A 25,960-nucleotide genomic window follows, 5' to 3' on the forward strand; every position below is an offset into this window, starting at 1 on the left:
ACACCAAATCGAGGGCTGAATGACGCATAGTGAACCCATTTTCCGGCTAGAGGGCGTGACGCGCCGATACGCCGATTTGACGGCGCTGGATCAAATAGATTTCGTTGCACAAAACAACGGCTACATTTCTCTTTTGGGGCCATCTGGATCGGGCAAGACCTGTCTGCTGCGCATCATTGCTGGCTTTGAAAAACCTGATGCCGGGCGGGTCTGGTTTCAAGGACAGGACATTACCGATTTGCCCGCTCATGAGCGCGGCATCGGATTTGTTTTCCAGAACTTCGCATTGTTTCCGCATCTAACCATCTTCGAAAATGTGGCCTTTGGCCTACGCAATGGCGAGACGACCGTCGCAGAAGAAGAGATCACCAGCCGCGTCGCAGAGGCGATAACCATGGTCGGGCTGGCTGGCTTGGAGGACCGTTCGCCGGATCAGATTTCCGGTGGACAGAAACAGCGGGTCGCCTTGGCTCGTACCTTGGTTTTGCAGCCGAAACTCGTGCTTCTGGATGAACCTTTGGGCGCTTTGGACGCAAACCTGCGTGACCGGATGCAGACCGAATTGCGCGCCATCCGTGAACGTCTTGATGTAACCTTTCTGCACGTAACAGGCAGCGAAACCGAAGCCTTGGCCATGGGTGACAGTGTCGCTGTGCTAGATGCAGGGAAAATTGTTCAATACGGAACACCTGACGAGATCTATGACACGCCCGACAGCTCGGACGTCGCATTGTTCCTCAACCGCTTCAACCTGTTCGATGGTCGCCTTGAGAGCGGCACATTCACTGGCCCCTTTGGCAAGGTTCCTGCACCAACCGCGCGCGCAAACCCGAAGGATGTTTATGCCATCCGCTATGACCGCACCCAGATTTTCGATCAGGGCGCACCATTGCCGGGTCCGGCGCTGCCTGTCCGCTACCTCGCCAACGAATATCTGGGGTCTTCGATCGTGTTTCTGTTCGAAGCTGCCGACGGCAAGACAATCGAGGTGGACCACCATCTGAGCTTTGGCGAGCCTCGGGAGCTGGAGATCGGCGCGGACTATGTCCTGTCCTGGGATCCCGCACATGCAATCATTTTTGGTCAGGAGGTTGCAGCATGAGCACCGACATTGTGAACAAGCAGAAAACGCCAACTTTCAAACTGCTCGCTCCCGGCGTGGTGTGGATGATCCTTTTCCTCGTCGCTCCGATCATGATGATTGTCTACGTGTCCTTCTGGACCCAGACGACGTTTTCGATCAACTCGACCCTTACACTCGAAAGTTGGCGCAACTTCTTTGCCTCTGACGCATATGTCGGGGCGTTGTGGACCACGGTTCGCCTTTGGTTGATCGTTCTCGGCATGACCTTTCTCATCGGGTATCCGGCGGCGCTTTATGTCGGGCTTCTGGTCAAAAGCAAAACACTGTCGACCGTCCTGCTGGTCCTCTGCGTGATCCCGTTCTGGACGTCATTCCTGATCCGCGTTCTGGCGTGGCGCCCGATGTTGGGTAAGGAAGGTGCGGTCAATATCGTGCTGCAAAAGATGGGTCTGATCGACAGCCCTATCGAGGTTCTGCTGTTCTCCGAACTTTCGGTCATCATCGGTATGACGCAGATTTACGTCGTGTTCATGGTCGGACCGATTGCCTTTATGTTGGGCCGCATTGACCGCAACATCATCGAAGCCGCCCGCGATCTGGGTGCCGGTTTCGGACGCATTTTCTGGAAGATCATCTTTCCCTTAAGCCTGCCGGGGGTCGTCGTTGGCGCGATCTTTGTCAGCGTCATGGTGTTGGGCGAGTTTGCAACATCCGGTGCCCTGTCAGGTCGCAAGGTGAACCTGCTCGGCAATATCATCGTGACACAAGTGGGATCACTAAAATGGGCCATGGCATCGGTGGTCGGGGTGATCCTGACCGTGCTGCTGGGCATCGTCGTTGCGGGTTTCCTGCGTATCGTTGACCTCAAGCGGGAGCTTTAACCGATGGAATCCAAAATTCTCAAACCGGTCCTCGCGATCTATATCGGCCTGTTCATCCTTTTCCTTTATGGACCGTTCTTTGTGTTGGGCATCCTGTCCTTTCAACAAGGTCCAGAAGGCGGGCCACAGTTCCCGATCATCGAATGGTCGACTTACTGGTACAAACACCTCTTCGGGATGACACCGCCGTCACGCATCGCGCCACTTCCAGTGGGCGAAGCACTGGTCCGGTCTTTGATCCTTGCCTTCATGACCATGGTCACGGCCACTGTTCTGGGTGTGATGGCGGCGCAGGCTTTCCGGCGCAGGTTTACGGGTGCAGGCATCGTGTTCTACCTGATCGTATTGGGCATGATGGTTCCGGGTGTTCTGACCGGTCTGGGCACGTCACTATTGGCCAACAACGTGGTCGGCATTGAACGCCACTGGTGGAGCACGGCATTCGTTGCCCACGTGGTCTATACCTTCCCATTCGCGTTCCTCGTCATGCTCGCAATTCTCAACCGGTTTGACGGTTCTGTCGAAGAGGCATCGTGGTCGCTGGGTGTCTCACCGATACGGACTTTCCGCAAAGTGACGTTCCCTCTGATTTTCCCGGGTGTTTTGTCGGCTATGCTGTTTGCTTTCACGCTCAGCTTCGATGAATTCCCCCGCACCTTGTTTGCCTCTGGCCGCGATCAGACTTTGCCGTTGGCGATCTACGGGACGTTCTCTGTCGAAATCCATCCGAATATCTTCGCCTTCGGGGTCATGACGACCCTGTTCTCCTTTGCCCTTCTGGCGGTCTACGGCATCCTGATGGGCCTCAGCGTCCGCCGCGCCAAGAAGATGGCGATGCAGGAGGACATTGCGTGAGAAATGTCATTGTCACAGGAGCGGGATCAGGCATCGGGTTTGCCGTCGCCGAGAAACTTGCCGGCCTTGGCTACAACGTTGTGCTCAACGATTACGATGCAGATGCGGCGCAGGCCGCAGCGGCGAAAATCGGCGGGCTTGCGGTACAAGGCGATGTTTCTGACGAGGCTGATGTCGCCAGAATGGTCGAGGCGTGCACAGCCGAGTTTGGCGCGCCGACCCATCTGGTGAACAACGCAGGACATGTGCACCAAGCGCGGTTCACTGATCTGTCCGTCGCTGACTTTGACCGCATGATATCGGTGCATCTGCGCGGCACGTTCTTGTGCACTCGGGCGGTTCTTCCCGCAATGATCGCAAGCGGATCGGGATGCGTCGTCAACATGGCCTCCCAACTGGGCCAGATTGGCGGGATCGAACTGGTACACTACTCAGCCGCCAAGGCGGGCATCATCGGCATGACCAAAGCGTTGGCGCGCGAGGTTTCAACCCAAGGCGTCAGGGTCAATGCCGTGGCACCCGGCCCAATCAACACGCCCTTGGTGCGCGCTTTGTCGGATGACTGGCGCGCGGCCAAGGCCGCCGAACTGCCGCTTGGGCATTTTGGTGAACCTGAAGATGTGGCCGAAACGGTCGCCTTTTTATGCTCAGATGCTGCGCGGATTTACGTCGGCCAAACTCTATCCCCGAACTCAGGAGACGTAATGCTATGACCTCAGTTGCATTGATAACAGGTGCGGGTATCGGCATCGGCAAGGCTGCGGCGCGCGCCTTAGCAGCACGCGGTGATTTCGTCGTCGTCACGGATGTGCTCGAAGATGAAGGGCGCGCAATCGTGCAGGAAATCCGTAAAGCGGGCGGCGAGGCTGAATTCCAGCATCTGGACGTTCGGGACACGGACCGTGCGAATGCGGTCGTCAAGGATATCGAAACCCGTTTCGGCGGGTTGGATACCATCGTCGCTAACGCCGGTATTGCGCACCGTGTGCCGCTCGAGCAGCTGACAGATGAAAAGTGGGATCACACATTCGATATCGATCTTAAGGGGATGTTGCGGGTGATCCGGCCCGCGGCGGCGCGGATGAAGGCACGGGGCACAGGATCCATTGTGTGTCTTTCGTCCATTATGGGTGTCGCCTACGGCTGGGATGAGCACGTCCATTATTCAGCCGCCAAAGCGGGCGTTGTCGGTTTGGTGCGGGGGCTCGCGGTCGAGCTTGGTCGCAGCGGTGTGCGCGTAAATGGCGTCGCACCGGGCTACATCCGCACAGCGCAGCTTTTGTCGGAAAAACACTCGTTAGGCCCTGAAGGTGCGAAAACGGTTGGCGATATCGTGCCTCTGGGACGCATCGGACAACCCGATGACATTGCGGATGTCGTTGCCTTTTTGGCTTCGGATGCCGCGCGATACATCACGGGTCAAGTAATTGCGGTGGATGGTGGGCTTATGGTCGGGCGCTACTAAACACGCAAAGGAGCATGCTCCTGAATAATGAAAGCAAATCGACCTCAACAAGGAGAAGACAGATGTCACGTTCAAATATATCGAGACGAAGCTTTTTGAAAACCACAGCGGGCGGTGCCGCAATGGCAGCAGGCGGCATGCCGTTCTTGGGAGCCCAGCAAGCCTTTGCGCAAAGCCTTGGCGATCAAGAGCTGCGCACCGTTGGCCTTTCTGTGACCGTGCAGGAGCGGATTCTGAATGACTTCAAGGAAAAATCCGGCATCGGCGCTGTAAGCGGCAAAGCTGACATTTTCCCGAACACCCAGACTGAAATCCTGTCAGGCTCAGACGCCTATGACTGCTGGGAAATCATCGGGGAACGTCTCGCTGCGATGGTTGCAACAGACAAACTTGCGCCGCTGCCCGCCGAGAACCTCAAGAACTGGGCAGGTATCCGCGACACCTTTACCACGGCATCCGACCGCTGGGATCGCAACCGTCAGATCGTCGGCCAGATTTGGGAAGACGAAAGCCAGACACGCCTGAACATGGTGCCGACGGTCTATAACTACGATTCCATCGGGTATCGCCCCGATCTGGTCGAAGCCGAAGAAGCATCGACATGGGCCGCGCTGTTCGATCCCAAGTTCAAGGGCAAGACCGGTCTTAACGTTGATCCGCTGATTGCCTTTGGTCAGGCCGTAATGGCGATGAACACTTTGGGCCTTCTTGAAGTATCTAACCCCGGTAACCCGGATGCCGAGGCGATTGAAGAAGCAGCCAAATTCCTGATCTCCAAAAAGAAAGAAGGGCAGTTCCGCGCTCTTTGGGGTGATTTTGGTGAATTGGTCAACCTGCTTGCCTCGGGCGAAATGGTGATCGCGGATGCATGGCAGCCGGCCGTGATGGCGGTTAAGGCGCAGGGCGTTGAATGTTCCTATGCGACAATGAAAGAAGGCTATCGTGGTTGGGCCATTGGTCCGGCACCGTTGAAAACTTCGCCAAATCTTGAAGCTGTTGCCGCATATGCCGACTACTGGCTGTCCGGTCCGCCCGCAATCGCGGTCTCCGAGCAGGGCTACTACTCTCCGACGTCGAACATCAAAGACGTGATGGACCCGGATAAGTACGCCTTCTGGTACGAAGGCAAACCATGGGTTGGCGAAGGTGAGCGTGGCATCAAAGAAGGTGATCTGCGCGACGGTGGCTCGCTCGAAGAGCGCGCGTCGAACGTCGCTTACTGGCACCAGTGGCCTGATGAGTATGACTTGCTGATCCGCAAGTGGGACGAATTCCTGTCCGCCTAAGCCAAATCGGTTCAGCTGCTTTGCGGCTGAACCATCCCTCCTGCATCTGCACCTTACAAAAAGGACGTAACCGTCTTGGCCTACGATCTTCAGCTCTCAAATGTCTATAAGACCTATGACAACGGGACACCGGCCGTCATTGATTTCAATATTGATGTCAACAAGGGAGAGTTTATCGCTTTCCTTGGCCCATCAGGCTGCGGCAAGTCCACAACCCTGCGCATGATTTCCGGCTTTGAAACGGTCACATCAGGCGATCTGATGATCCGTGGCAAACGTGTGAATGACCAGCTGCCTGAAAAGCGCCCGACGTCGATGATTTTCCAGAACTATGCGCTCTTCCCGCATATGAATGTTCGGCAAAATGTCCGCTTTGGTCTTGAGGTCAAGAACATGCCCCGTGCCGAGGCCGATGGTAAAGTCGACCAGATCCTCGAAAAACTGGGCCTTTCTGATATTGCTGAGATGCCGACCTCGCGGTTGTCGGGGGGGCAGCGCCAGCGTATCGCTCTTGCGCGTTCGTTGGTCGTAGAACCAGATATTTTGCTGCTGGATGAGCCGTTGGGCGCGCTTGATGCGAACCTGCGCAAAAGCATCCAGAACGAGCTGAAGCTTTTACAGCGTGATCTTGGCATCACTTTCGTCTTTGTGACACATGCCCAATCCGAAGCTTTGGCGCTTTCGGACCGGATTGTAGTGATGAACGCGGGTAAAGTTGAACAGATCAGCCCGCCTCGCGAGCTATACACCCAGCCGCGCAGCCAGTTTGTCGCGCGCTTCATCGGGTCGAACACGATCTTGCCCGGCACCGTAAAAGGCGCGAAAGACGGTATTGTGATCCTCGATACGGCGTTCGGCCCATTGGCCGGTGCGAACCGTGGTCAAAGCGACGCGAATGTGGGTCGTGAGATGAGCATCGTTTTGCCCGCCGAAGCTGTCGACCTTGTTCCAGCTGACGTGGATGAAGCCGAAATGCGAGCGAGCTTTGGCTCGAATACCATTCCGTGCACCGTCGAAAGCCTCCAGATTGTCGGCCACATCATGCATATGGTGGTGCGGTTTTCTGACGGCCAGACCATCAACATCGAAGGACACGTCGATAAATATCGCAACCGGATCAAGGCGGGCGGCAGTGCATTCGTTGCGTGGAGATCCGCCAGCGCTACAGTGATCGACCACTAGTTTGATGGGCGCGGTCACAGCAACAGATATGGCGCGTGATCTGCGCGCGGGAACGTGCGATCCGGTCGAGGTGACGCACGAGGTTTATGACCGTGTCGCGGCGCATGGCGATGATGCGATCTACATTGAGCAGACACGCGACCGAGCCTTGATGCTGGCTGAAGCGTCAAGGTTGCGGCTTAGAGCAGGGCACCCAGCCAGCCCGTTGGACGGGGTGCCAATCGCCTGGAAAGACCTGTTTGATCTGAGGGGCCGGACAACGACTGTCGGCTCAGTGGTTACGAAAAACAACGCGCCGGCAGAGTTGGACGCTGTGGTTGTATCTGATGCACAACGGGCCGGTCTGATCACGACTGGCACAGTCAATATGACGGAATTTGCCTATTCCGGTATCGGCCTGAACCCACATTACGGCACACCGCGCAACGTTTATGCACCGAAAGGTCAACGCCGGAGCCCAGGGGGGTCGTCTTCGGGATCGGGAGTGGTTGTTTCAGCCGGAATAGTGCCTCTGTCGATGGGGTCTGACACGGGGGGATCGGTTCGAATTCCGGCTTCTTTCAACGGTGTTGTCGGGTACAAAACGTCATCGCAGCGCTATTCCATGCAAGGCGTTTTCCCGCTTTCGCAAACGCTGGATACTTTGGGGCCGCTCGCTCATTCCGCGGCTGATTGCGCGCTTCTTGATGCGGTATTGCGACACCGTGATACGCCGGAGGCTCAGCCGGCAGCCGCTTCGGACCTTACATTTGTCATACCGGATGAGGTATTGTTCGACACACTGTCTCCGGCCGTTGAAGACAATTTCAATGCGACCGTGTCGCGGCTTGAAGCTGCCGGCGCGCGCGTACGCCGTATCGCGCTGCCTGAGTTGCGCGAGATCACCGAGTTGATGGGGGAACACGGGTTCCTCGCCGGCGCTGAAGCCTTGGCCAACCATGTTGATCGAGTTTATGGACCGGACGCTTCGAAAATGGATGCCCGTGTCCTGCGCCGTTTGTTGGCAGCGAAAGATATGACAGCGGTTGATCTTGTCATCCTCCAACACGCGCGCGTGCGTCTCATGCAGACGACTGCAGCCAAGATCGGCAATGCGATCATCCTGTGCCCGACCACCGCCACCACCGCGATGGAGATCGAACCGCTCGAAGCAGATCAGAACGAGTTTTTCCGTCACAACGGGCTCACCCTGCGCAACACCTCACTTGGAAACTTCCTCGATTGGTGTGGCGTATCCATCCCCAATGGAACGGATGCAGACGGGATGCCCACAGGCTTTCTGCTGTCGGCACCCTCGGGTTGCGACACTGCCGTACTGGGCGCGGCGATGGGATGTGAAGAGATTATCCGCGGGTAGCGCCGCGTCAGACTTAAGTGAACGTCAAACAAGGAGAACGAGACATGGCGAAGAAAATCTATTGTGCCTTTGGTACTGACATCGATTCCGTCGCGGGCCAGATCGGCTCGTATGGTGGTGGGGATTCCCCAAATGACATCCAGCGCGGCATTTTCGCGACCGAGGTTGGCGTGCCGCGCCTTTTGCGCCTGTTCAAGAAATACGAGATGCGAACCTCTTTCTTTGTACCGGGCCATTCACTGGAAACCTTTCCAAAGGAAATGGATATGATCATCGAAGCGGGCCACGAGATCGGCGCGCATGGCTACCTGCATGAAAACCCTGTCGCGATGACGCCATCGCAAGAAGAAGACGTGCTGGTCAAATCAATTGAGTTGATCAAGGGTCTCACCGGCGAAGCGCCAAAAGGCTACGTTGCGCCGTGGTGGGAAATGTCGAACGTAACAGCGGCGCTGCTTGGTAAATACGGGTTCTCTTATGACCACAGCCAAAGCTACCGCGATTTCCAGCCGTTCTATGCACGGGTTGGCGATGAGTGGACTGTTATCGATTATACTAAGACTGCTGGTGAATGGATGAAGCCGCTTAAGCACGGCAAAGAGATCGACCTCGTCGACATCGGCGCGAACTGGTATGTGGACGATCTGCCACCGATGATGTTCATCAAGAACGCGCCCAACAGCCACGGTTTCGTCAGCCCGCGTGATATTGAACAGTTGTGGAAAGACCAGTTTGACTGGGTGTACCGCGAAATGGAATACGGTGTGTTCCCGATTACGATCCACCCCGATGTTGCGGGGCGTCCGCAGGTGCTGCTGATGCTTGAGCGGTTGATTGACCACATCAACAGCCACTCCGGCGTTGAGTGGGTCGACTTCAACACCATCGCTGATGACTTCCGCGCACGTTTTCCTTTCGACAGCGACAAGCGCCCCGAAGTTATCTAAGAATGTTGGGCAGCAGCTTGTCTGCTGCCCATCCACCAGTTGATGAGGTGTTATGATGTGCAATGCATGTGGTTTCCCGACACGGCCCGGACACTGGACCGATGCCGGTGCCGATACGGCCGGCGATCGCTTGCGCTTGCAAATGCGCCGCGCCAAAATTCTGAACAAGATATTAAAAGGCTACGGTTTTTCCGCCCGCCCGCCCGGACATGGCCCCGGCTTTGCGCTGTCGTCATTCAGCGGGCGCACGACCCTGCTGCCTGATCTTGAGGCGGTATGGATCGAAGCGGAAAGGCAGCTTGGGCACCCGGTTGATCCGCTTGATCCGCGATTTACCGGAGTGGCGAAAGAGACCACATGAGCGCGGCACCCAATGACGGACGGCTGCGCTTGACCATCCTCGGCGGGTATCTTGGCTCTGGGAAAACGACGTGGTTGCGGCATAAGCTTTTCGAGGGGGCGTTTGGCAGCGCACAGATCCTTGTAAACGAAGCGGCCGAGACGCCTGTTGACGATACCCTTTTGTCCGCGCAGGCTGCGGGGCTCACTATGTTGTCGGGGGGCTGCGCTTGCTGTACCGGCAAGGCCGACTTGGTCGCCGCACTGCGCGCGTTGTGCGATTTGCGCAGTCGGCAACCCGCCGACCAGCGCAGTTCAGAGCAAATCGTTCTTGAAACCAGCGGCCTGGCCGACCCGGCGGCAATTGCCACTGCAATCCGCGAAGACGGTATTCTTGCGCATCACATCCGGGTGGTCGAGTTGATCGTGCTGGTAGATGTGCTGCATGCGACGGAACAACTCGGCGCGGAAGAATTGAGCCGAATTCAGATCGAAGCCGCCGACCGCATTATTCTGACCAAGGCAGATGCGGTGCCTGATACACTGCTGGCTAAGGTGGTAGCCACTGTCGCGCGCCTTAACCCTGCGGCGGTGATTGAGGCGGCAGTGAAAGGGCAGAAATTCGTGTTGGACAATCTGCCTGCGGCTGATCCGATGGCATTACCGCAGATGTCGGGCAATAGCGCGCCGGTAACGCCGACACGGATCGACATTTCGCCAGAGGTGGATTGGGCCACATTCTCTGTCTGGCTTTCGGCTTTACTTCATGCGCGGGGGCATGACCTAGTTAGGGTGAAGGGGGTTTTCGAAACTCCGGCTGGTCCATTGCTGTTGCAAGCGGTGCGCAAGTCAGTCCAGCCCCCTGAATTGCTGCCGCCCGAAGCCGTGCAGCGCCAGAACCAGATTGTGTTCATTGGACGCGGGTATGATCCCGCGGATCTTACAAGCTCCATTGCCAATCTTACACATGAGTAACCACAGCCGCTTGAATTGGAGCAAGTCGACATCGGGGCAGCATTGGACGTCATCAGGAACAACACACGAAAGGGGAGAAATTTTATGTGCGATGGATCAACAAAGGGTACGGCGACGCCCACGGTTCTTATTGATAACGCACGAACACGTGTGACTGAATGGCGTTTTGCGGCGCGCGGCGACAACACGGGCTGGCACCGCCACGGCTATGACTATGTCGTGGTGCCTATTCAGGACGGGATACTTGAGATCACAGGCAAGGACGGCGCAGTCACGAAAGCGGAGTTGAAAACCGGCGTGCCTTACTACCGTGATCTGGGGGTGGAGCATGATGTTGTAAACGGCAACGACTTTGAGTTTGCCTTTATCGAACTAGAGTTTTTGGAGAATGCAGACGGGTAGGGTAGGGGAAACCAAATTATCCACCTGCCAAAGGTTTATGCGTTTTTCACCAAGTTTTTGATTTGCAAACGCGTGATATTGGAAAAAAGGCCGCGCCTTCGCTCCGACTGAAGAACGGCTTTGACTGGGGGTAAGATGTATTTTTCGACCGCTAAATGCGCCGAGACAGACAAAAACCGAACTTGGGTGCGCACCCTTTCGGAAACCTATTTTCCGTTGTCTGCCGAATTCAACAATGATTCCGAATTTGAAGGCAGGCTTAGCTCTTGGTCGCTCGGTAATCTCGGCCTGTCAGAGATGACATGCGATGGTGTGTTGTATCATCGCAAGCGGTCCCACTTTGCCAACGAAAAAGACAGCAGTTTGCTGATTACCATTCCACACAAAGGTGACGTGCATTTCCGGCAATCCTCACGGGATACCAAATGTGGGCCGGGCGGTTTTCTCGTTGAACGCGGCGACATGCCCTATGAGTTCTGGCACGGCAAACGAAACAAGCTTTGGGTGCTCAAGGTGCCAACCGCAAGCGTGCGTTCGCGCCTTGGAGCGACAGATCGTTTGGGCGCGTTGACCTTTGATGCGACGCAAGGTGTTGGGTCGTTCTTTGTCGGGGCGGTACGCAATACAATCCAATGTGTCGACAAGATTAACGATGTGGCGCGGGATGTCGCAGGGCAGCAATTGCTTGATCTGTTGTGTCTGGCGATGCGTAGTGATGACCGCATTCTGGACAGTTCATCCTCCACGATCCGCGCCGCACATTTGCAGCGGGCCGAGCAGTTCATCCGCGACAACCTCGCAAACCCGAACCTGAATTCGCAGTTGGTTGCTGAATCTTGCGGGATTTCACTGCGCTATCTGCAACGTCTGTTCTCAGAAGCGGATCACTCCATCGTGGGCTATATCCGCGACAAGCGGCTGACGCGATGTGATGAGGCGCTAAAGTTGGTGAACGACACTTCGACCGTGGCCAACATCGCCTACAAGTGGGGTTTTTATGATCAGGCGCAATTTTGTAAATACTACCGGAGCCGTTTCGGCTGTACGCCAACGGAAACCCGCAAGAAAAGCCGCTTAGACGCGGGCACAGGGGGTTAACCCCAGACCAACAAAAGAAACTTTTGAGACGCCAATATATCCCCTTTCGGGGGCGTGGCTTTGCTTTGCCTGAAACTCGGGCGCTGACAGATAACAAGACGGGAACACCAAAATGACAAAGACAAGGGTAGCAGTCGACGTGGGTGGCACATTCACTGACGTATGCATCATGGACGAAGACACGGGGCAAATCCGCATCGAGAAGACCCCATCGACACCTGATGATCCGATGCGAGCGATCATGACGGGTGTATCCGACGCCAAGGTTGATTTGTCCGATGTCACGATGTTCTCGCACGGAACCACGGTCGCAACCAACGCGCTGATCACGCGCAAACTGCCGCGCACCGCGATGGTGTGCACAGAAGGGTTCCGCGATGTTGTCGAAATCCGAAGATCAAACAAGGAAGACCTGTGGGACACCTACAAAGACGTGGCCAAACCCTACGTCCCGCGCCGTGATCGTTTGACGGTCAAGGAACGGGTAGATGCTGCGGGCAAAGTGATTGCGGAGCTGGATGAAGACGAAGCGCGCAAGGTTGCGGCAATTCTTAAAAAGCGGGACGTGAAAGCGATTGCCGTCTGTTTCATCAATTCGTACGTGAACGGCGCACATGAACGGCGGATGAAAGAAATCCTGCTTGAAGTGATGCCGGATGTGTCGATCTCGATATCCTCACAGATCATGCCGGAAATCTTTGAACACGAACGGTTTTCCACAACGATGGTGAATGCCGCGGTATCGCCCGTGGTGGTCGATTATGTATCGCGGCTCAGCGATAAACTGTCCGATGGCGGGTACGAGCGCGATTTGTTGTTGCTCCATACGGGCGGCGGCGTGATGACCCCTGCAAGTGTCAAAGATTTCGCCGCACGCTTGGCGGGATCAGGCATCGCGGCGGGTGCCATCGCCAGCCGGTTTATCGGAAACCTATGTGGTTACGAGAACTCCATCGGCTTTGACATGGGCGGCACCAGTACGGATGTGTCACTGGCATATCAGGGTGAATCCACAGTCACCAAAGATTGGTACATCGAGTACGGCTATCCTATCCGCTTTCCTAGTATCGAGGTTCTGACCATTGGCGCGGGTGGTGGATCACTCGCATGGAAAGACGAAGGGGGATCACTGCGCAATGGTCCGCAATCGGCGGGCGCAACACCGGGACCTGCTTGTTATTCGAATGGCAATGAAGTCGCGACCAACAGTGATGCGAATGTCGTGTTGGGGCGTCTGGGCACAAGCCTGGCGGGCGGGGACATCACGCTTGATCCAAAGCTCGCTGAACAAGCTGTGCGCGATACAGTAGCCGAACCCTTTGGTATGGAACTGCATGAAGCGGCCGAAGCGATCATTGATGTGGCCAATGCGAACATGGCCAACGCCGTGCGTTTGTTGTCGATCACGCGTGGCTATGATCCGCGTGACTTTGCGCTGGTCGCATTTGGCGGGGCGGGTGCCTTGCACGGTGCGGCGGTCGCCAAAGAGTTGTCGATCCCTGTCGTCATCGTACCCCCAAATCCCGGTGTCACCTCAGCGATGGGGTGTCTGCTCGTGGATATTCAGCATGACTTTTCCGACAGTTTCATGGCGGACGCAGCGATAACCAAACCCGAAGAACTGGAAGCGGCATTTCAGAGGATCGAAGCCGAAGCTGTTGCCCGCCTGCGCCATGAAGGCGTAGCGGCAGAAGATACCGTACTTCAGCGTACGGTTGAGATGATGTATCAGGGCCAGTGGCGGTCGCTTGCGGTTTCCGCCCCCGCGAAAGTGACCAGCACCAGTGATCTGATCCAAGGGTTCCATAACGAGCACGAGCGCGAATTCAACTTTCGCCGTGAAGATGCACCAGTGAGCATCTTCCGCGTGGGGGTCAAGGCAACTGGCGTGGTGCCCAAAGCTGCGCTGCCGTCTTACGAGGTCGTTAAGAACACGCCAAAACCTATTGGTCAGCGTGACGTTTGGTTCAATGCAAAGCGTTGCACCACGGACGTTTACCAACGCGAAAGCTTCACCGCGGGTGCCGAGTTTGATGGCCCTGCGATTGTCGAACAGGTCGATTCAACCGTTGTCGTGCCGCCAAACACGACGGCAACAGTCGATCAATATATGAACATTCTTATCAAGGTGGAGGGTTGAGCCATGAACAGTACAACAAAACAGGAACTGGATCCGGTCACGTTTGAGGTCCTCAAGAACTCCTTCATTACATCGGTCGACCAGATGGCTGAGCAGATGCTGCGAACATGTTATTCGTTCGTGATCTACAACCGCGATTTCTCCAACGGATTGCATGACGCGGACGGTAATTGCGTGGCACAGGGCAATGCCGATATCGCGGTACATGTCGGCACGCTTCACTATACCTGCAAGGACGTGATCCGCGCCTTTGAGGGGGACATGTACCCCGGTGATGTTTACGCGATCAATGACCCCTACGCGGGGGGCACGCATTTTAGCGACGTGCGTTTGATCCGTCCTATCTTTGACGAAGAGGTCCTGATCGGGTTCTCGCAATCCAACGGGCACTGGTCCGACCTGGGTGGTTCCGTTCCCGGGTCGTTCAATGTGACGGCGAAAGAGATGTTTGGCGAGGCGGTGCGCATTACGCCGATCCGCCTGTTTCACAAGGGTAAGTTCTGTTCCGACGTCGCAAACATGATCGCGGCTAACACGCGGGACCCTGCGTCCATCATCGGCGATATTCACTCACAGGCGCAGGCAACCCAAGTGGCCGAACGTGAATTGCAGCGCCTTGTTGGCAAGTACGGTCGCGATCAAGTGACCCAAGGCATGAATGAGGTGCAGGACTATGTCGAGCGTTCCGTACGTCAGCGTATTCTGGATCTGCCCGACGGCACATGGGAGGCGGTGGATTACATCGACCGTGATCCGGGCGCTGGCGAAGGAATGATCCCGATCCACATTAAGATGACCATCAAAGGTGACCAGATCACCTATGATTTTGAGGGCAGCCATCCGACAATTGCCTCAATCTACAATTCCGGCCATGGCGCGACATTCTCGGCTGTTGTTGCAGGCATGAAAACGTTTTTTCCCGACCTTCCAATGAACAGCGGCTTCTACCGCATGGTCGAAATCAAAAGTCCCAAAAACAGCGTTGTCAGTGCTGAATGGCCTATCGCCGTCACAGGTTTTCTGATGCCGTTTGAAAAAATTATGAATGCCATATTCGAGATGTGGTCCAAGATCATGCCGGAACGCGCAATTGCATGCGCTTTCAACCTTGAATACCTGCTGGCAGGCGGCAACGACCTGCGCAAACCGGAAAAGCCGATCTATATGTTTTACGAATGGCTGCCGGGCGGCTGGGGCGGGCGCAACGGCAAGGACGGCAGCGATGTGACAACCGCTTGTTTTGGTACTGGCTTGATGTCGCAGCCTTCGGAGGGGAATGAACGGGTAAACCCCACGCGGGCGGATGAATTCCAAATCCTGCAAGACAGTCCCGGACCGGGCAGGTGGCGCGGTGGGGCAGGGGTAATCAAAGCATCAACTCTGCTTGAGGCCGACAACACCGTGATGTCCTACATTTGTGACCGCGAGCGCGCAGTTGTCTGGGGTGTTGAGGGGGGATTGCCCTCCATGCCACATGGATTGAGTGTTGTGCATGCGGATACTGGCGAGGAGAAATGGCTTGGCTCCGTGTTCTCCAACTATCCAATCAAGAGCGGTGACAAGTTCACGCGTCCGACTGCCGGCGGTGGTGGTTATGGTGATCCGATGGACCGCGACCCCGAGCATGTTCTATCCGATGTCATTGATGAATATGTGTCGGTGGAGCGGGCTGAAACCGATTATGGCGTGGTCATCGATGTCATCGACCGCGAGATGCTGGAGTTCGAAATTGATCAAGCAGCAACCGACAAAGCCCGCGCTCACATCCGCGCCAACCGCGTCGCATGGGCCCGCACGGACCCCGCCGAAGTGTCGCAAATGTATGTCGACGGGAAGATCAATGAGATGGACGCGGTGCGCAGATATGCAGTGATCCTTGATTGGGGCACCGGAGAGCTGATGCCAAATTCGACACAGCAGTTCCGCGAAAGCTTTGAAGGGCGTTCAATTGCACACTGGAGTTAGGGGCATCACCCATCGCCTTCCCTTCATTTCATGGGCAACTCGAACATGTCCGCGAACGCCAGAGAGGGCAGTAGGTGCTTAAGGTAAGGCGGAGTCGAGCGATGTAGGTGAGGGTATCTGATGGCGGCGCGAGAGACTCAGAAGTTTCCCCGCGCAGCTTTCGAAAAGATACGTTTGTCCCTCGTCAGGTCAAAAACAGCGCGTGGCAGTCGTTAGTTCTCTTTTACAAACAATCGCGTTCGATTGTCGGTCCCAAACTTAAAACGGCCCCGGTGTTTATCTCACCGGAGCCGCATCAGTTTCCTACTTTCAAGACTGTTACTTCAGCTCAGCCCGCTCGCTTTGCAGGCCCTTGAAGATGCAATAGCACATCAACAAAAGAACCACGGTAAAGAGCAGTCCAGTCGATATCACCATGGATTGCAACGCGGCCAACCCGCCACCGATCAGCAGGGCGATAGCTACGGCACCCTCAAAAATGCACCAGAAAACGCGTTGTGGCACCGGTGCATCGACCTTGCCGCCAGCCGTGATCGTATCGATCACAAGGCTGCCGGAATCCGACGAGGTGACAAAAAACACGATGACCAGAATGATCCCGATGAAAGAAGTGATCGAGGCCAAGGGCAATTCACCCAACATTTTGAACAGTTGCAGGGGCAGTCCTGCGTCTTGTGCACCGGTAAATCCATCTGTGACGACCTGATGGATGGCTGTGCCGCCAAAGATCGACATCCACATCACGCAGACCATGCTGGGGATCAAAAGCACGCAGATCACGAACTCACGCACTGTGCGGCCCCGCGAAACACGGGCAATGAACATGCCGACAAAAGGTGACCAGCTGATCCACCACGCCCAATAGAACGCGGTCCAGCCTTGCGAAAAGTTGACGTCCTCGCGTCCAAACGGGTTGGCCAGTGCGGGCAAATATTGGAAATAGGCCACAAGGCTGTCCCAGAAAAACGCGATGAGGAACGCGGTCGGCCCTACAATGAGAGTGAACAGCGCAAGCAAGCCAGCCAGACCCATATTGATTTCGCTCAGGATCTTAACGCCACCGTCAAGCCCGCGCAGTACCGAGATGAGCGCCACCGCCGTAATCGCGGAAATCAGGACAACTTCAGTGGTCTTGCCGATTGGCACGCCGAACAACTCGTTCAGTCCGGCATTTGCCTGCGTCGCGCCAAAGCCGAGCGATGTCGCCAGACCAAAGAGCGTGGCAAAAACCGCGATGATGTCGATCACGTGGCCTGGCCACCCCCATACGCGTTCGCCCAGAATGGGATAGAAAGCCGAGCGAATGGTCAGCGGCAAACCCTTGTTATAGGTGAAGAGCGCCAGTGAAAGCGCGACAGTCGCGTAGATCGCCCAAGGATGCAGGCCCCAGTGGTAAATGGTCGCCGCCATGCCAAGGCGGATCGCACCGGCCTCGTCCCCAGTTGCTGCACCCAACGGAGCCCAATCCGATCTCAGCCCGTTTTCACCCAAGGCGGTCTCGCCAAGCGAAGTCGAGAAATGCGTCAGCGGCTCGGACACGCCGTAAAACATAAGTCCAATACCCATACCGGCTGCGAATAACATCGCGAACCAGCCGATGTAGCTGTAATCGGGTGCCGCATCCTGCCCACCGAGCCGTACCGACCCGAAAGGTGTCACGATCAGCATGAGTGAGAACAACACCACGATGTCCGCCGCCCCAATAAGAAACCAGTCGAAGTTCTTGGTGGTGAAGTTGAACATTGCGGAAAATGCCGACGCCGAAGCTTCGGGCAAGGCGAGCGTGAAGAACACGAATGCTACGACAGCCAGGCCGGAAATTAGAAAAACCGGGTTATGGATGTCAAAGCCGAACGGCCCGACCGTTCCATCGACGTTGTCCTGCCCAATCTCGTATTCTGTATCGATAACATCGCTGGTGCCTTCCGGCGCAGGGATGCCCTGATTGGTTGTTTCATCGGCCATTTTTGGCCTCCCTCATTACTTTTGTTTCTTGTGATCTTATGTGCATGCTGCTGTTGCTCATGTTCGCACCATAAAGACCGAGCATTTCGCATGTTGAGCAATCCTGCCCCCGTTCGAAGGCCAGACATGATCCAATACGTTGGGTAGATGGCTGGCCATCACCACCAGGTCCGCCCCGATGTCACCGGCCGCCCTAAGCAGAGCATCGTCCAGCTCTGCCGTAGGGTCGTGACTGATGACCGGATGCGAACCTGCCCGGAACCCGTATTTCTCTGCCTGTGCGGCGGCAAAAGCGGCAAGCTTTTCACCATATTCCTTTGGATTATGTGCGACCGCGCTGGGCGTGGAGGCTGTCACGCCGACAAAAACCACCTCGGCATCGTATTGGTTGGCCAGATCAGCCGTACATATTAGCGCTTTGGCAAGCGCGTCTTGATGCGCCAGATCGACCGGCGCCATTATTTTCTTGAACATTTTGAAGTGTCCCCCTTTCAGACCGCACCGCCGTCTTGGGCGAAACGCAGTGGATGATAGGTAACGACCGTGTCATGGCATTGGAGCCGACCCGGTCGGCAGCGTCTGATTGCTTCTTACGCCCTTTCACAGCCGTCTTTCAACCGCAGGGCGGTAGAAACCCCAAAAGATACAGGTGCGTCTGCTTCTATGGGGTGTGAGAAAAAAACACGCAGCCGGGACCGGAGGCGGCTCGACATGGCCATCCAACAGCACGGTGTCCGATCTCTACCAAGCAACATGAACGGCCCACATCAATTATTTACCCAGCATTCCATCGCTGCGGCGCGGCTCTACCAGACCAGACATTCGTGCATCGTGCATCGTGCATCGTGCATTTTTGTGTCGGATTGATCGGACGTGTGCAAGACAGTGCTGTCGTTGCTCAAGCTTCCGAGCTGATGAGTTCTCGAACCTTCAGCGCCTTCTCGAAATGATTGAGCTGATGTGTCCTAATCCACCACTCCGCTGCCTCCATGAGCAACTCCGGATCGTCATTCCGGTTGGCAAAGAACGCATAGAATGAAACGCTAACAGCGTCGCCCTTCTTAGCGATTTTTTCGTTACAGATCGCGATTGCCTTGGATCTTAAAGTGGACCTCATTCTGAGTTGGACCCTCAAGTCGGAGCTATATTCACGGGAACATAGCGCGAACAATCGAACTGCGCAATGTGTTGGCTTGGCACGCTTAAGCTCCTCTGCGGTATTTGCTGATTAAACCGCAATAGTTTGTCTGGCACGTGCCGTTATTGGTCTCGGTGCGGATTACGCTAGTCAGCGGGCTAGCGCGTAAGCAGGTTGCTGATGATCCACGGCCTGGCAGGGTTTTGCGAAGCATGATCCCGAGAAGGTGGGTGTCGGCATGTCGACGCTGGACAAATGGATCACAGCACACCGAGACACGGAGGTGGTTTCAAAAGAGGAATTGAGCCTGGCTCAAGAGAATGATCGGCTTCACGTGAGAACCGCAGTTTCAAGGAGGAGAGGGAAATCCAAAAAAGGCAACGCAGTACTTCGCGGGCCAGAAGCCATGAGATTCAAGTTCATCGAGAAACAAGCAGGCCGCTTTCCAACAGATCGGTTACACCATGTCATGGATTTCAGTTCGCGCGGCACAGGAGCGCGACAGGTCCAGTTCGCACCACCACTCGTATGAAAACGGAGCAGTAAATCGTCCAACAAAACCCAGTCTACCGATGCCACCTGCGGTGACATTTCTTGACCTGTCTAGATGGAATGCTGCGATCAGCGCGGTTCAGCGCTCATCTCGGCTAGGGTGCGCAGGACACGGTCAGGGAATTGATGCAGCAGCAACTGGCCAGCATCCTCATGAATCTCCAATGAAGCGCGGTTGCCCAAGCGTTCTGCAAAGTCCCGTACGGATTTCGGGCTTACGACAGGGTCATGTGCGCCGTGTATCAGGCTGACCGGTACGTCCGATCCCGCCACCAGATGCGACCAGTCGCGCACCACTTGATAGCTGTCGATCTCAAACGCCGAATGCCCCTGACGCGTGGCGAATTTATATCCTTCAAGGACAACACGGCATATTTCAGGGTCTGCCAGTGTCTTCATGTCAATCGAGGCATTGGCATATAGCGACTGCATAAAACGCTCCGTGCCGCCACTATTGATCTGGCTGATGCCGGCACGCACGACAAAGGGCAGCAGGCTTGGCGTATAGCGTGCGGTATAGGCCACAACACGCTGACGGTGGGACATGTCGGCGAATTGCGATCTGGAAATGATGGGCACGCCGCCTGAGACATTCACGATGGCACGGATGTGGTCAGATGCTTGTGCCGCACTGGCAAAGGCATATACCGCGCCCGCCATGTGGCCCAAAACCACTGCGTCCTTTATCCCCATTTGTTCGCACATCTCGCGCACGTAGCCGCCGACGCGGGCAGGGGCCGTTTCCATCGGGCCGTAGTCGGGTTCAGCATCGCCGAACCAGGGCCGCGTCGGGCAGATAAAACGGAAACCACGGGCGCTGAGGGCTTCTCTTAGCTGTGAGGTAAGGCTGGCTCCGTCCAACATGCCGTGCAGAAAGATCACAGGCTTCCCACTTGCAGGCCCGTGAACCTCCACAGGCATCAAGATGCCGCTCTCCAGTAGAACCGTGGTCATCTTCCCCTGAGAAATAGGTGCCGCTGGCCGCGCGGGGCCGTGGCTTTCCGCCACACGCATCAGCAAATGCAACAACCGGACGAGTTCTGTCTGCGACCCACAACCCGTTTTCACCAACAGAGACTTGATCTGGGTGCGCACAGTCGCAATCGAGCTGTTTCGATAGTCTGCCACATCCTTAGGGCGGTGGGCGCGGCTCAACAGTTCGCAAATCTCGCATTCAGACTGGCTTAGCCCGTATGTCGTTGCCAGTAGGTTGGGCATAGAAGGGGGCCAGTGCGCGGCCAATGGCCCGATCAGCAGCAGATCGCTGTCCAGCTTTTCATGTAGCCGTTGCGCTTGAAGATGAACCACGTCCCCTTCGGCCAGCCCATCAGAGGCGTCCAAGACTGGCATTTGGAAGATAAGCGGTGGGGCACCATGTTCTGACGCCGTGTTCAGAGTTTCAATGCGTTCCGCCAAGGCTGTGCGGTAGCGGTCTGGCAGCCCCAGATCGTCAAAGCGTGTTGTACGCTTTAGCCGGAACGCTCTGGTAGCAGCTGCATTGGACCACACGATTGTCCCAGAGCGGTCGATCAGGAACTGTGGGTCAGGGGCTAAACCGGCACCGTTTTCTGGTGTCGCTGATTGCGCTTCCACCACGCTGCGGGTTTGCTCCAGCAGGCGCTCTGCGATCTCGAAATGGGTTGCGACCTCCGGTGTTTCGAGGGTGCCAGTCTCGCTTCGCAATGTATCAAGTGCGCTGAGGCGGTCTTGGATAAAGGCGTCCCACCGCCCCATGAAGGCGTCATAGGTCTGCGGCTCAAGAGCAATTCTATAAATGCTCTCAACGAGTTGCGATTGCCGCTCCGATGCTTCGGCACCATCCTGAGTATGCGTTTCCGTTTTTCTGTCGGACATCTGGACAAAACCTCGATCGTTAGGAGTGACCACTTCGTTGGGGCGCATACCTAAATTGGGGTATAGCGGCCCTAAACCTTTAGAAAAAGCTGAATTTTGGCTGCTTTGCCGAGCCTTGCAAGCTGTAAGAGTTTGACCGCGAGCGGAGTGCACGCAAAGTCTTAGACAGATTTTGAGGACGGACAGCTTTTAAATGCGCTTTTGTAAGTAAGGATTTTTATGGACGCCGTCGCGCGCTCATCGGACTTATTTCGGTCCTACATGAGCCGCCCCGGGCCTTGGCTGACGGCGTCAATTTTTAACAACGAACCCTCAGACAGTTAGGTCGCAGTCCCAGTTAGCCACGGACGGTTTTAGCAAATCCAAATGACTGCAGCTTAAAGTCAAAGAGCACCACTGCTTTTCTGCTGTAGAATTCGGCTGCTGCACGCAATTCGAAGCAAACCGCAGCGGGATCTGCGTGCTTGTTGCTGTCACTGCTTCAATAACGGAAACCGCTTTACCACTAGAAAGAGCGCATTCGGGCCGTCGGACTGAAGGCGCTTAATTCTTCGGTATATCTGCGCGCATATTGCGCCGCATGGCCCACTGGTAAAGTGCTGGCGACAAGCGAACCAGCAGTGTTGCCAGACGCGCAACACGGCCGACAGGTATAAATTCCTGCCCTTTCTGCACTCCTTTCAGGATGGCTTTGGCGGCCATCTCTGGGGTCATGTGATCTATGCCATCCGCCGCCGCGCCGGGACGCATGATTGCGTCATCACCGCGCTCGGCATTACCGGTGTTGGTTGCGACGAAGCTTGGGGCCGCGATCATGCAGCGCACGCCGAAAGGCATTTCTTCGGAACGTAGAGTAGAAAAAAAGCCCTGCATTGCATGTTTCGATGCTGCATAGGCAGTGCGCCCATATAGCGGTGAAAAACCAGCGACCGAGGAGACCGCCAAATGTGTGCCGCGGCTTTCACGGAGCGGATGCAGGAAAATTCGAGCCATTTCAACAGCGGCGAAATAGTTGATCCCAAAGAGCCGCCGATGACTATCTGCGTCCGTTTCATCAAACGGAGCGACCTGCGTCACTCCCGCGTTATAGATCACCATGTCGATTGACGGGCGCGCCGTAATAACTTCGGATGCGGCACGTTTTAGCGCAGTCTGATCCGTAAGATCCACAGCTATTGGCGTGCGGCTAGCAGATTTAGCAAGGCCCGCAATGTTCACGTCCAACAGCACGCAATGCCACCCTTGCGCTTCAAGTTGATCGGCCATCGCACGTCCCAAGCCGCCGTTTCCGCCTGAAATAACCGCTGTCTTCATGCACATGCCTCACGCCGCCAAAGATCGAATACTTCGGCGGAATTCAACTCTGGCGTATAGCCGAAAACCCGCTTTAGTTGGCTGTTGTCCAGCACCGGGCGATATTGCAAGAACCGCACCTGTTCGGGCCCGTATTGCGACAGGCCCAATGGATGCGCCACCGCAAGTGCAGCCTTCACCGCCAATGCGGGCAGGCGCAGAACCGGTTTGCCCAGTGCCGTTGCCAACTCGTCAACAGAGAGCCAACCATCCCCGGCGACGTTGTAGATGCCCGCAGGTCCATCAGTCGCAGCGCGCTCGACAATACGGGCGAGGTCGCGTGTCCAGATGAACACGAATGGGCTATCGCTGCCTTTGATGGCAAGAAGACGCTTCCGCCGGAAAAGCGCAGTAATCTGGTTGTCCGTTCCCGCGCCCAGAACAGTACCGATGCGCAAGACGACTTGTTCCAGTTCAGGGTTATGCTGTCGTGCGACCGCAAGCATTTCTTCGACCTGACGCTTGTGGTCGGCATATGCGAATTCGGGATTCCCACGACAGGCTGCTTCTTCGGTCAGCGGGATCGGGTTGTCAGCGTGGTATCCGTAGGCAGCACCAGAACTGGTGACCACCAGCCGTTTCACCTTGTGCTTTATGCAGGCATTTAGAACATTGCGCGTGCCTTTGACGTCGACGGCAAATGCAGTGTCGCGGGTCATGCCCGGCGGCGGGGTCACAATCGACGCAAGATGAACGACGACATCAGGGCGCAGTTGCCCGATGACGATATCGGGATCGCTACCGGTGACATCCATTCGCTGGAACTGCACCTGCTCTGGCACGTTTCCGCGCGCGAGATCTGTAACGACGATATCCTGGGTCGGCAGTGCTTCTGCCAGCGCGCCACCGATCATACCTGCGCCACCTGTGATCAGGATGCGGGTCATGATGTAGTCACCTTGCGAGACATGATGCCAGCAAGGATCAATCCCGAGATTGCATGCCAGACGCCCCAAAATGCCGCGACGATCGCCATGCCGCCAAGTCCGCCAAAGAAACCAAAGATAAGAACCAACCCGAGGCCGGAATTCTGGATGCCTGTTTCGATGGTCACCGCTCTGCGGTCAAAAGGGGACAATCCCGCAAGACTTGCCGTTGCATAACCGCCAACAAGCCCGAGGGCATTGTGGATAATGACCAGCCCTGCAATGCCACCGGCGAAAGCCAGAAACAGCGTCCAGTTCGTGGCAAGTGCGATCGCGACAAATCCGATGAAAACCGCCATAGATACCCATTGCAATGGTCCCCGCAGCTTGGCGGTAATGTCCGGGCGACGGGTGTTTAGCATTACGCCAAGAATAAGCGGCAGGATCAGCATGAAACTGATTGTGATGGCAATGCTGACCGGATCAATCGTGGTTGCGCGCAGGATCTCGGCAGACGGCCCATAAAGGCTCCCCCAGAACGCGATATTGAGCGGGGTCAGCACGATCGCGCCGATAGTCGCAAAGGCGGTCATCGACACTGAAAGCGCCGAATTGCCGCCCGCACGGTGCGTGATGAAGTTGGAGATATTACCGCCCGGACAAGCCGCCACGAGGATCAGTCCCAATGCAACAGAGGCCTGAGGCTGGGCGACGAGCACGAGCAGAAAGGTCAACACCGGAAGCACTACGAACTGTGAGAACAGGCCAACTATCAGCGGCTTGGGTGCTTTCGCCAATATCTTGAAATCACTTGGTTTAAGATCAATGGCGATGGAAAACATCACAATGGCGAGGATTGAGTTGAGAAGGGTGAGTGACCCAGCAGAGAAGTCGAGTACGGCCTCGTCTATCACGCCTGTTGTCCTCCCAGTTTGCCGATCCACTGCGTCACGGCTTTGCGGTATGTCGCCTTGTCAACGTAATAGGCCATGCGTGGTACGTCGATATAATCCACGCCGCCTGTCGCGCGCGTGAAATCTTGCGCTTTGGTTTGCTGCAATGCGCGCGCGTCATCCGCGTTCTCGCGCAATCCCTTGATATAGCGCACAACCATTTCAGCTTGTTCATGCCGTCCTTGCCAGCCAAGGCCTGAAGCTTCGACCATTCCCAGCACGAATAAATCGTCCCGATCAGGGTGCATGCAGTTGAGATAGAGTTGCGGTGCGTCGCCTTGCCAATTCAGAAGCGCGTTGTCGATAAACGGGTAGTCCAGCTTATAGCCTGTGGCGGCAAGGATAATGTCGTAGTCCTCGCTTGTTCCGTCTTTGAAATGCACGGTCTTGCCTTCAAAGCGGGCAACATCGGGGCGTATTCGCAAGTCTCCATGTCCCGCATGATAGAGCACGAGCGAATTCACTACGGGATGGCTTTCGTAAAGCTTGTAGTCCGGCTTGGGGAAACCGTATTTCTGCGGATCGCCCACGAACCATTTTAAGATCGTGCTATCTATTATCCGCTTGAGCGGCATAGGCAGTTTGATCGCCCCGCCCATGGTGTCGGCCGGTTTGCCGAAAACATACTTCGGTACGAAGTAGTATCCGCGCCGCATCGATAGATCGCAGGCCGTTCCGTGATGGATCGCATCCACCGCAATATCACACCCTGAATTACCCGCTCCGATAATGAGGACCCGTTTGCCGTCAAACTGACTTGCGGAGCGGTACTCGGAAGAATGGACCAACTCGCCGCTGAAGTCGCCCTTGAATGTTGGCATATTCGGTTCGCTCAGCGTGCCATTTGCTATGAGCAATCCTGAAAACTCCTCGATATGCTCGCCTGCATCATTGCGCCAAGTGATGCGCCACCCCTCATCGGGATCTCCCAAAGGCGAGCAAGACAGCACTTCAGCACCGAAGTGATAGTGCTTGATAAGGTCGAAATGCTCCGCGAACTCTTGGAAATACCGCTTCATTTCGCGGTGGGAAGGATATTCAGCCACCTCGTCGCGCATCGGGAAATCCGAAAACTCGGTCATCTTCTTGGACGAAATCAGGTGTGCAGTCTCATACATGGTCGAGCGCGGGGCGTTGATGTCCCAAAGACCACCGACCCCCGAATTAAGCTCGAACCCCTGAAAATCAATTCCATGTTCGACCAGCAACTTGGCCGCAGCCAAACCCATCGGACCCGCCCCTATCAGGGCCAGCCGTCTATGCGCGTCTCCCATCGCGTCCTCCCTTGTTGGCGCTTAACTTG

Annotated in this window: 23 protein-coding genes and 1 pseudogene; 16 read left to right on the plus strand and 8 right to left on the minus strand. The window is 55.9% G+C overall.

What is annotated here, in order from left to right:
- The first annotated feature begins 19 nt into the window (after window positions 1–19).
- The 15 genes from Z946_RS0111880 to Z946_RS0111950 all read left to right on the plus strand — a co-directional run bounded on the left by Z946_RS0111880 (window position 20) and on the right by Z946_RS0111950 (window position 15,976).
- The gene (locus Z946_RS0111880; RefSeq protein ID WP_025055956.1) at window positions 20–1,102 is read left to right on the plus strand and encodes an ABC transporter ATP-binding protein; all 1,083 of its coding nucleotides are present in this window, start codon (window positions 20–22) and stop codon (window positions 1,100–1,102) included.
- Window positions 1,099–1,965: an ABC transporter permease gene (locus Z946_RS0111885; protein WP_025055957.1), complete on the plus strand. Its 867-nt coding sequence runs from the start codon at window positions 1,099–1,101 to the stop codon at window positions 1,963–1,965. The genes Z946_RS0111880 and Z946_RS0111885 overlap by 4 nt, the downstream gene beginning before the upstream one ends.
- A 3-nt stretch (window positions 1,966–1,968) precedes the next feature.
- On the plus strand, window positions 1,969–2,820 hold the full coding sequence (locus Z946_RS0111890) for an ABC transporter permease (RefSeq protein WP_025055958.1): 852 nt from the start codon (window positions 1,969–1,971) through the stop codon (window positions 2,818–2,820).
- Window positions 2,817–3,533, plus strand: a complete 717-nt coding sequence (locus Z946_RS0111895) for an SDR family NAD(P)-dependent oxidoreductase (protein WP_025057535.1) — start codon at window positions 2,817–2,819, stop codon at window positions 3,531–3,533. Before Z946_RS0111890 ends, Z946_RS0111895 begins: the two co-directional genes overlap by 4 nt.
- Complete coding sequence (locus Z946_RS0111900; RefSeq protein ID WP_037969188.1) at window positions 3,530–4,285, plus strand: SDR family NAD(P)-dependent oxidoreductase; 756 nt, start codon at window positions 3,530–3,532, stop codon at window positions 4,283–4,285. The genes Z946_RS0111895 and Z946_RS0111900 overlap by 4 nt, the downstream gene beginning before the upstream one ends.
- Window positions 4,286–4,347: 62 nt before the next feature.
- On the plus strand, window positions 4,348–5,571 hold the full coding sequence (locus tag Z946_RS0111905) for an ABC transporter substrate-binding protein (RefSeq protein ID WP_025055960.1): 1,224 nt from the start codon (window positions 4,348–4,350) through the stop codon (window positions 5,569–5,571).
- 75 nt (window positions 5,572–5,646) lie between these two features.
- Window positions 5,647–6,753 (plus strand): ABC transporter ATP-binding protein, encoded by a 1,107-nt coding sequence (locus Z946_RS0111910; RefSeq protein WP_025055961.1) that lies wholly within the window; start codon window positions 5,647–5,649, stop codon window positions 6,751–6,753.
- 4 nt (window positions 6,754–6,757) lie between these two features.
- Window positions 6,758–8,110 (plus strand): amidase, encoded by a 1,353-nt coding sequence (locus Z946_RS0111915; RefSeq protein WP_025055962.1) that lies wholly within the window; start codon window positions 6,758–6,760, stop codon window positions 8,108–8,110.
- Between the two features lie 44 nt (window positions 8,111–8,154).
- Window positions 8,155–9,057, plus strand: coding sequence for a polysaccharide deacetylase family protein (locus Z946_RS0111920; RefSeq protein ID WP_025055963.1), 903 nt, complete (start codon window positions 8,155–8,157; stop codon window positions 9,055–9,057).
- Window positions 9,058–9,109: 52 nt separating this feature from the next.
- Complete coding sequence (locus tag Z946_RS0111925; protein ID WP_241461330.1) at window positions 9,110–9,418, plus strand: hypothetical protein; 309 nt, start codon at window positions 9,110–9,112, stop codon at window positions 9,416–9,418.
- Entirely contained in the window at window positions 9,415–10,371 is a 957-nt protein-coding gene (locus Z946_RS0111930) for a CobW family GTP-binding protein (RefSeq protein ID WP_025055965.1), read from the plus strand. The genes Z946_RS0111925 and Z946_RS0111930 overlap by 4 nt, the downstream gene beginning before the upstream one ends.
- Window positions 10,372–10,455: 84 nt before the next feature.
- Window positions 10,456–10,773 carry a cupin domain-containing protein gene (locus tag Z946_RS0111935; RefSeq protein WP_025055966.1) on the plus strand — a complete coding sequence of 106 codons (318 nt, stop codon included), beginning with the start codon at window positions 10,456–10,458 and terminating at the stop codon, window positions 10,771–10,773.
- A 186-nt stretch (window positions 10,774–10,959) separates the two neighbouring features.
- A complete protein-coding gene (locus tag Z946_RS0111940; RefSeq protein WP_241461331.1) occupies window positions 10,960–11,871 on the plus strand; it encodes an AraC-like ligand-binding domain-containing protein in 912 nt (303 codons plus the stop codon).
- A 112-nt stretch (window positions 11,872–11,983) separates the two neighbouring features.
- On the plus strand, window positions 11,984–14,011 hold the full coding sequence (locus Z946_RS0111945) for a hydantoinase/oxoprolinase family protein (RefSeq protein ID WP_025055968.1): 2,028 nt from the start codon (window positions 11,984–11,986) through the stop codon (window positions 14,009–14,011).
- Window positions 14,012–14,014: 3 nt separating this feature from the next.
- Window positions 14,015–15,976: a hydantoinase B/oxoprolinase family protein gene (locus tag Z946_RS0111950; RefSeq protein ID WP_025055969.1), complete on the plus strand. Its 1,962-nt coding sequence runs from the start codon at window positions 14,015–14,017 to the stop codon at window positions 15,974–15,976.
- Window positions 15,977–16,294: 318 nt separating this feature from the next.
- Here the strand turns inward: Z946_RS0111950 and Z946_RS0111955 are convergent, their stop codons facing one another.
- The 3 genes from Z946_RS0111955 to Z946_RS21830 form a co-directional block, all read right to left on the minus strand.
- A complete protein-coding gene (locus Z946_RS0111955; protein ID WP_025055970.1) occupies window positions 16,295–17,941 on the minus strand; it encodes a BCCT family transporter in 1,647 nt (548 codons plus the stop codon).
- 57 nt (window positions 17,942–17,998) lie between these two features.
- Window positions 17,999–18,415, minus strand: coding sequence for a universal stress protein (locus Z946_RS0111960; protein WP_025055971.1), 417 nt, complete (start codon window positions 18,413–18,415; stop codon window positions 17,999–18,001).
- Window positions 18,416–18,839: 424 nt separating this feature from the next.
- Window positions 18,840–19,058, minus strand: coding sequence for a DUF6500 family protein (locus Z946_RS21830; protein ID WP_025055972.1), 219 nt, complete (start codon window positions 19,056–19,058; stop codon window positions 18,840–18,842).
- A 137-nt stretch (window positions 19,059–19,195) separates the two neighbouring features.
- Here Z946_RS21830 and Z946_RS20670 point away from each other — a divergent pair.
- Window positions 19,196–19,578: pseudogene (locus Z946_RS20670) on the plus strand (transposase); the annotation flags it as partial.
- Window positions 19,579–19,700: 122 nt separating this feature from the next.
- Here the strand turns inward: Z946_RS20670 and Z946_RS0111975 are convergent.
- From Z946_RS0111975 to Z946_RS0111995, 5 genes are all read right to left on the minus strand, one after another.
- Window positions 19,701–21,485: a bifunctional helix-turn-helix transcriptional regulator/alpha/beta hydrolase gene (locus tag Z946_RS0111975; RefSeq protein WP_160170279.1), complete on the minus strand. Its 1,785-nt coding sequence runs from the start codon at window positions 21,483–21,485 to the stop codon at window positions 19,701–19,703.
- A 543-nt stretch (window positions 21,486–22,028) separates the two neighbouring features.
- Complete coding sequence (locus Z946_RS0111980; RefSeq protein WP_025055974.1) at window positions 22,029–22,799, minus strand: SDR family NAD(P)-dependent oxidoreductase; 771 nt, start codon at window positions 22,797–22,799, stop codon at window positions 22,029–22,031.
- On the minus strand, window positions 22,796–23,725 hold the full coding sequence (locus Z946_RS0111985) for an SDR family oxidoreductase (RefSeq protein WP_025055975.1): 930 nt from the start codon (window positions 23,723–23,725) through the stop codon (window positions 22,796–22,798). Before Z946_RS0111985 ends, Z946_RS0111980 begins: the two co-directional genes overlap by 4 nt.
- Window positions 23,722–24,618, minus strand: a complete 897-nt coding sequence (locus Z946_RS0111990; protein ID WP_025055976.1) for a bile acid:sodium symporter family protein — start codon at window positions 24,616–24,618, stop codon at window positions 23,722–23,724. The genes Z946_RS0111985 and Z946_RS0111990 overlap by 4 nt, the downstream gene beginning before the upstream one ends.
- A complete protein-coding gene (locus Z946_RS0111995; RefSeq protein WP_025055977.1) occupies window positions 24,615–25,931 on the minus strand; it encodes a flavin-containing monooxygenase in 1,317 nt (438 codons plus the stop codon). Before Z946_RS0111995 ends, Z946_RS0111990 begins: the two co-directional genes overlap by 4 nt.
- Between the last annotated feature and the right edge of the window lie 29 nt (window positions 25,932–25,960).

The organism is Sulfitobacter noctilucicola, from assembly GCF_000622385.1.
GTDB classification, from domain to species: Bacteria; Pseudomonadota; Alphaproteobacteria; order Rhodobacterales; family Rhodobacteraceae; genus Sulfitobacter; species Sulfitobacter noctilucicola.

Excerpts from the sequence above, each read along its gene's own strand:
- Z946_RS0111885 (WP_025055957.1), top strand. The coding sequence starts at position 1,099 with ATGAGCACCGACATTGTGAACAAGCAGAAAACGCCAACTTTCAAACTG.
- Z946_RS0111915 (WP_025055962.1), top strand. The coding sequence starts at position 6,758 with ATGGGCGCGGTCACAGCAACAGATATGGCGCGTGATCTGCGCGCGGGA.
- Z946_RS0111975 (WP_160170279.1), bottom strand. The coding sequence starts at position 21,485 with ATGTCCGACAGAAAAACGGAAACGCATACTCAGGATGGTGCCGAAGCA.
- Z946_RS0111995 (WP_025055977.1), bottom strand. The coding sequence starts at position 25,931 with ATGGGAGACGCGCATAGACGGCTGGCCCTGATAGGGGCGGGTCCGATG.
- Z946_RS0111935 (WP_025055966.1), top strand. The coding sequence starts at position 10,456 with ATGTGCGATGGATCAACAAAGGGTACGGCGACGCCCACGGTTCTTATT.
- Z946_RS0111960 (WP_025055971.1), bottom strand. The coding sequence starts at position 18,415 with ATGTTCAAGAAAATAATGGCGCCGGTCGATCTGGCGCATCAAGACGCG.
- Z946_RS0111900 (WP_037969188.1), top strand. The coding sequence starts at position 3,530 with ATGACCTCAGTTGCATTGATAACAGGTGCGGGTATCGGCATCGGCAAG.
- Z946_RS0111890 (WP_025055958.1), top strand. The coding sequence starts at position 1,969 with ATGGAATCCAAAATTCTCAAACCGGTCCTCGCGATCTATATCGGCCTG.
- Z946_RS0111955 (WP_025055970.1), bottom strand. The coding sequence starts at position 17,941 with ATGGCCGATGAAACAACCAATCAGGGCATCCCTGCGCCGGAAGGCACC.
- Z946_RS21830 (WP_025055972.1), bottom strand. The coding sequence starts at position 19,058 with ATGAGGTCCACTTTAAGATCCAAGGCAATCGCGATCTGTAACGAAAAA.
- Z946_RS0111985 (WP_025055975.1), bottom strand. The coding sequence starts at position 23,725 with ATGACCCGCATCCTGATCACAGGTGGCGCAGGTATGATCGGTGGCGCG.
- Z946_RS0111980 (WP_025055974.1), bottom strand. The coding sequence starts at position 22,799 with ATGAAGACAGCGGTTATTTCAGGCGGAAACGGCGGCTTGGGACGTGCG.
- Z946_RS0111930 (WP_025055965.1), top strand. The coding sequence starts at position 9,415 with ATGAGCGCGGCACCCAATGACGGACGGCTGCGCTTGACCATCCTCGGC.
- Z946_RS0111880 (WP_025055956.1), top strand. The coding sequence starts at position 20 with ATGACGCATAGTGAACCCATTTTCCGGCTAGAGGGCGTGACGCGCCGA.
- Z946_RS0111925 (WP_241461330.1), top strand. The coding sequence starts at position 9,110 with ATGATGTGCAATGCATGTGGTTTCCCGACACGGCCCGGACACTGGACC.
- Z946_RS0111920 (WP_025055963.1), top strand. The coding sequence starts at position 8,155 with ATGGCGAAGAAAATCTATTGTGCCTTTGGTACTGACATCGATTCCGTC.
- Z946_RS0111950 (WP_025055969.1), top strand. The coding sequence starts at position 14,015 with ATGAACAGTACAACAAAACAGGAACTGGATCCGGTCACGTTTGAGGTC.
- Z946_RS0111905 (WP_025055960.1), top strand. The coding sequence starts at position 4,348 with ATGTCACGTTCAAATATATCGAGACGAAGCTTTTTGAAAACCACAGCG.
- Z946_RS0111945 (WP_025055968.1), top strand. The coding sequence starts at position 11,984 with ATGACAAAGACAAGGGTAGCAGTCGACGTGGGTGGCACATTCACTGAC.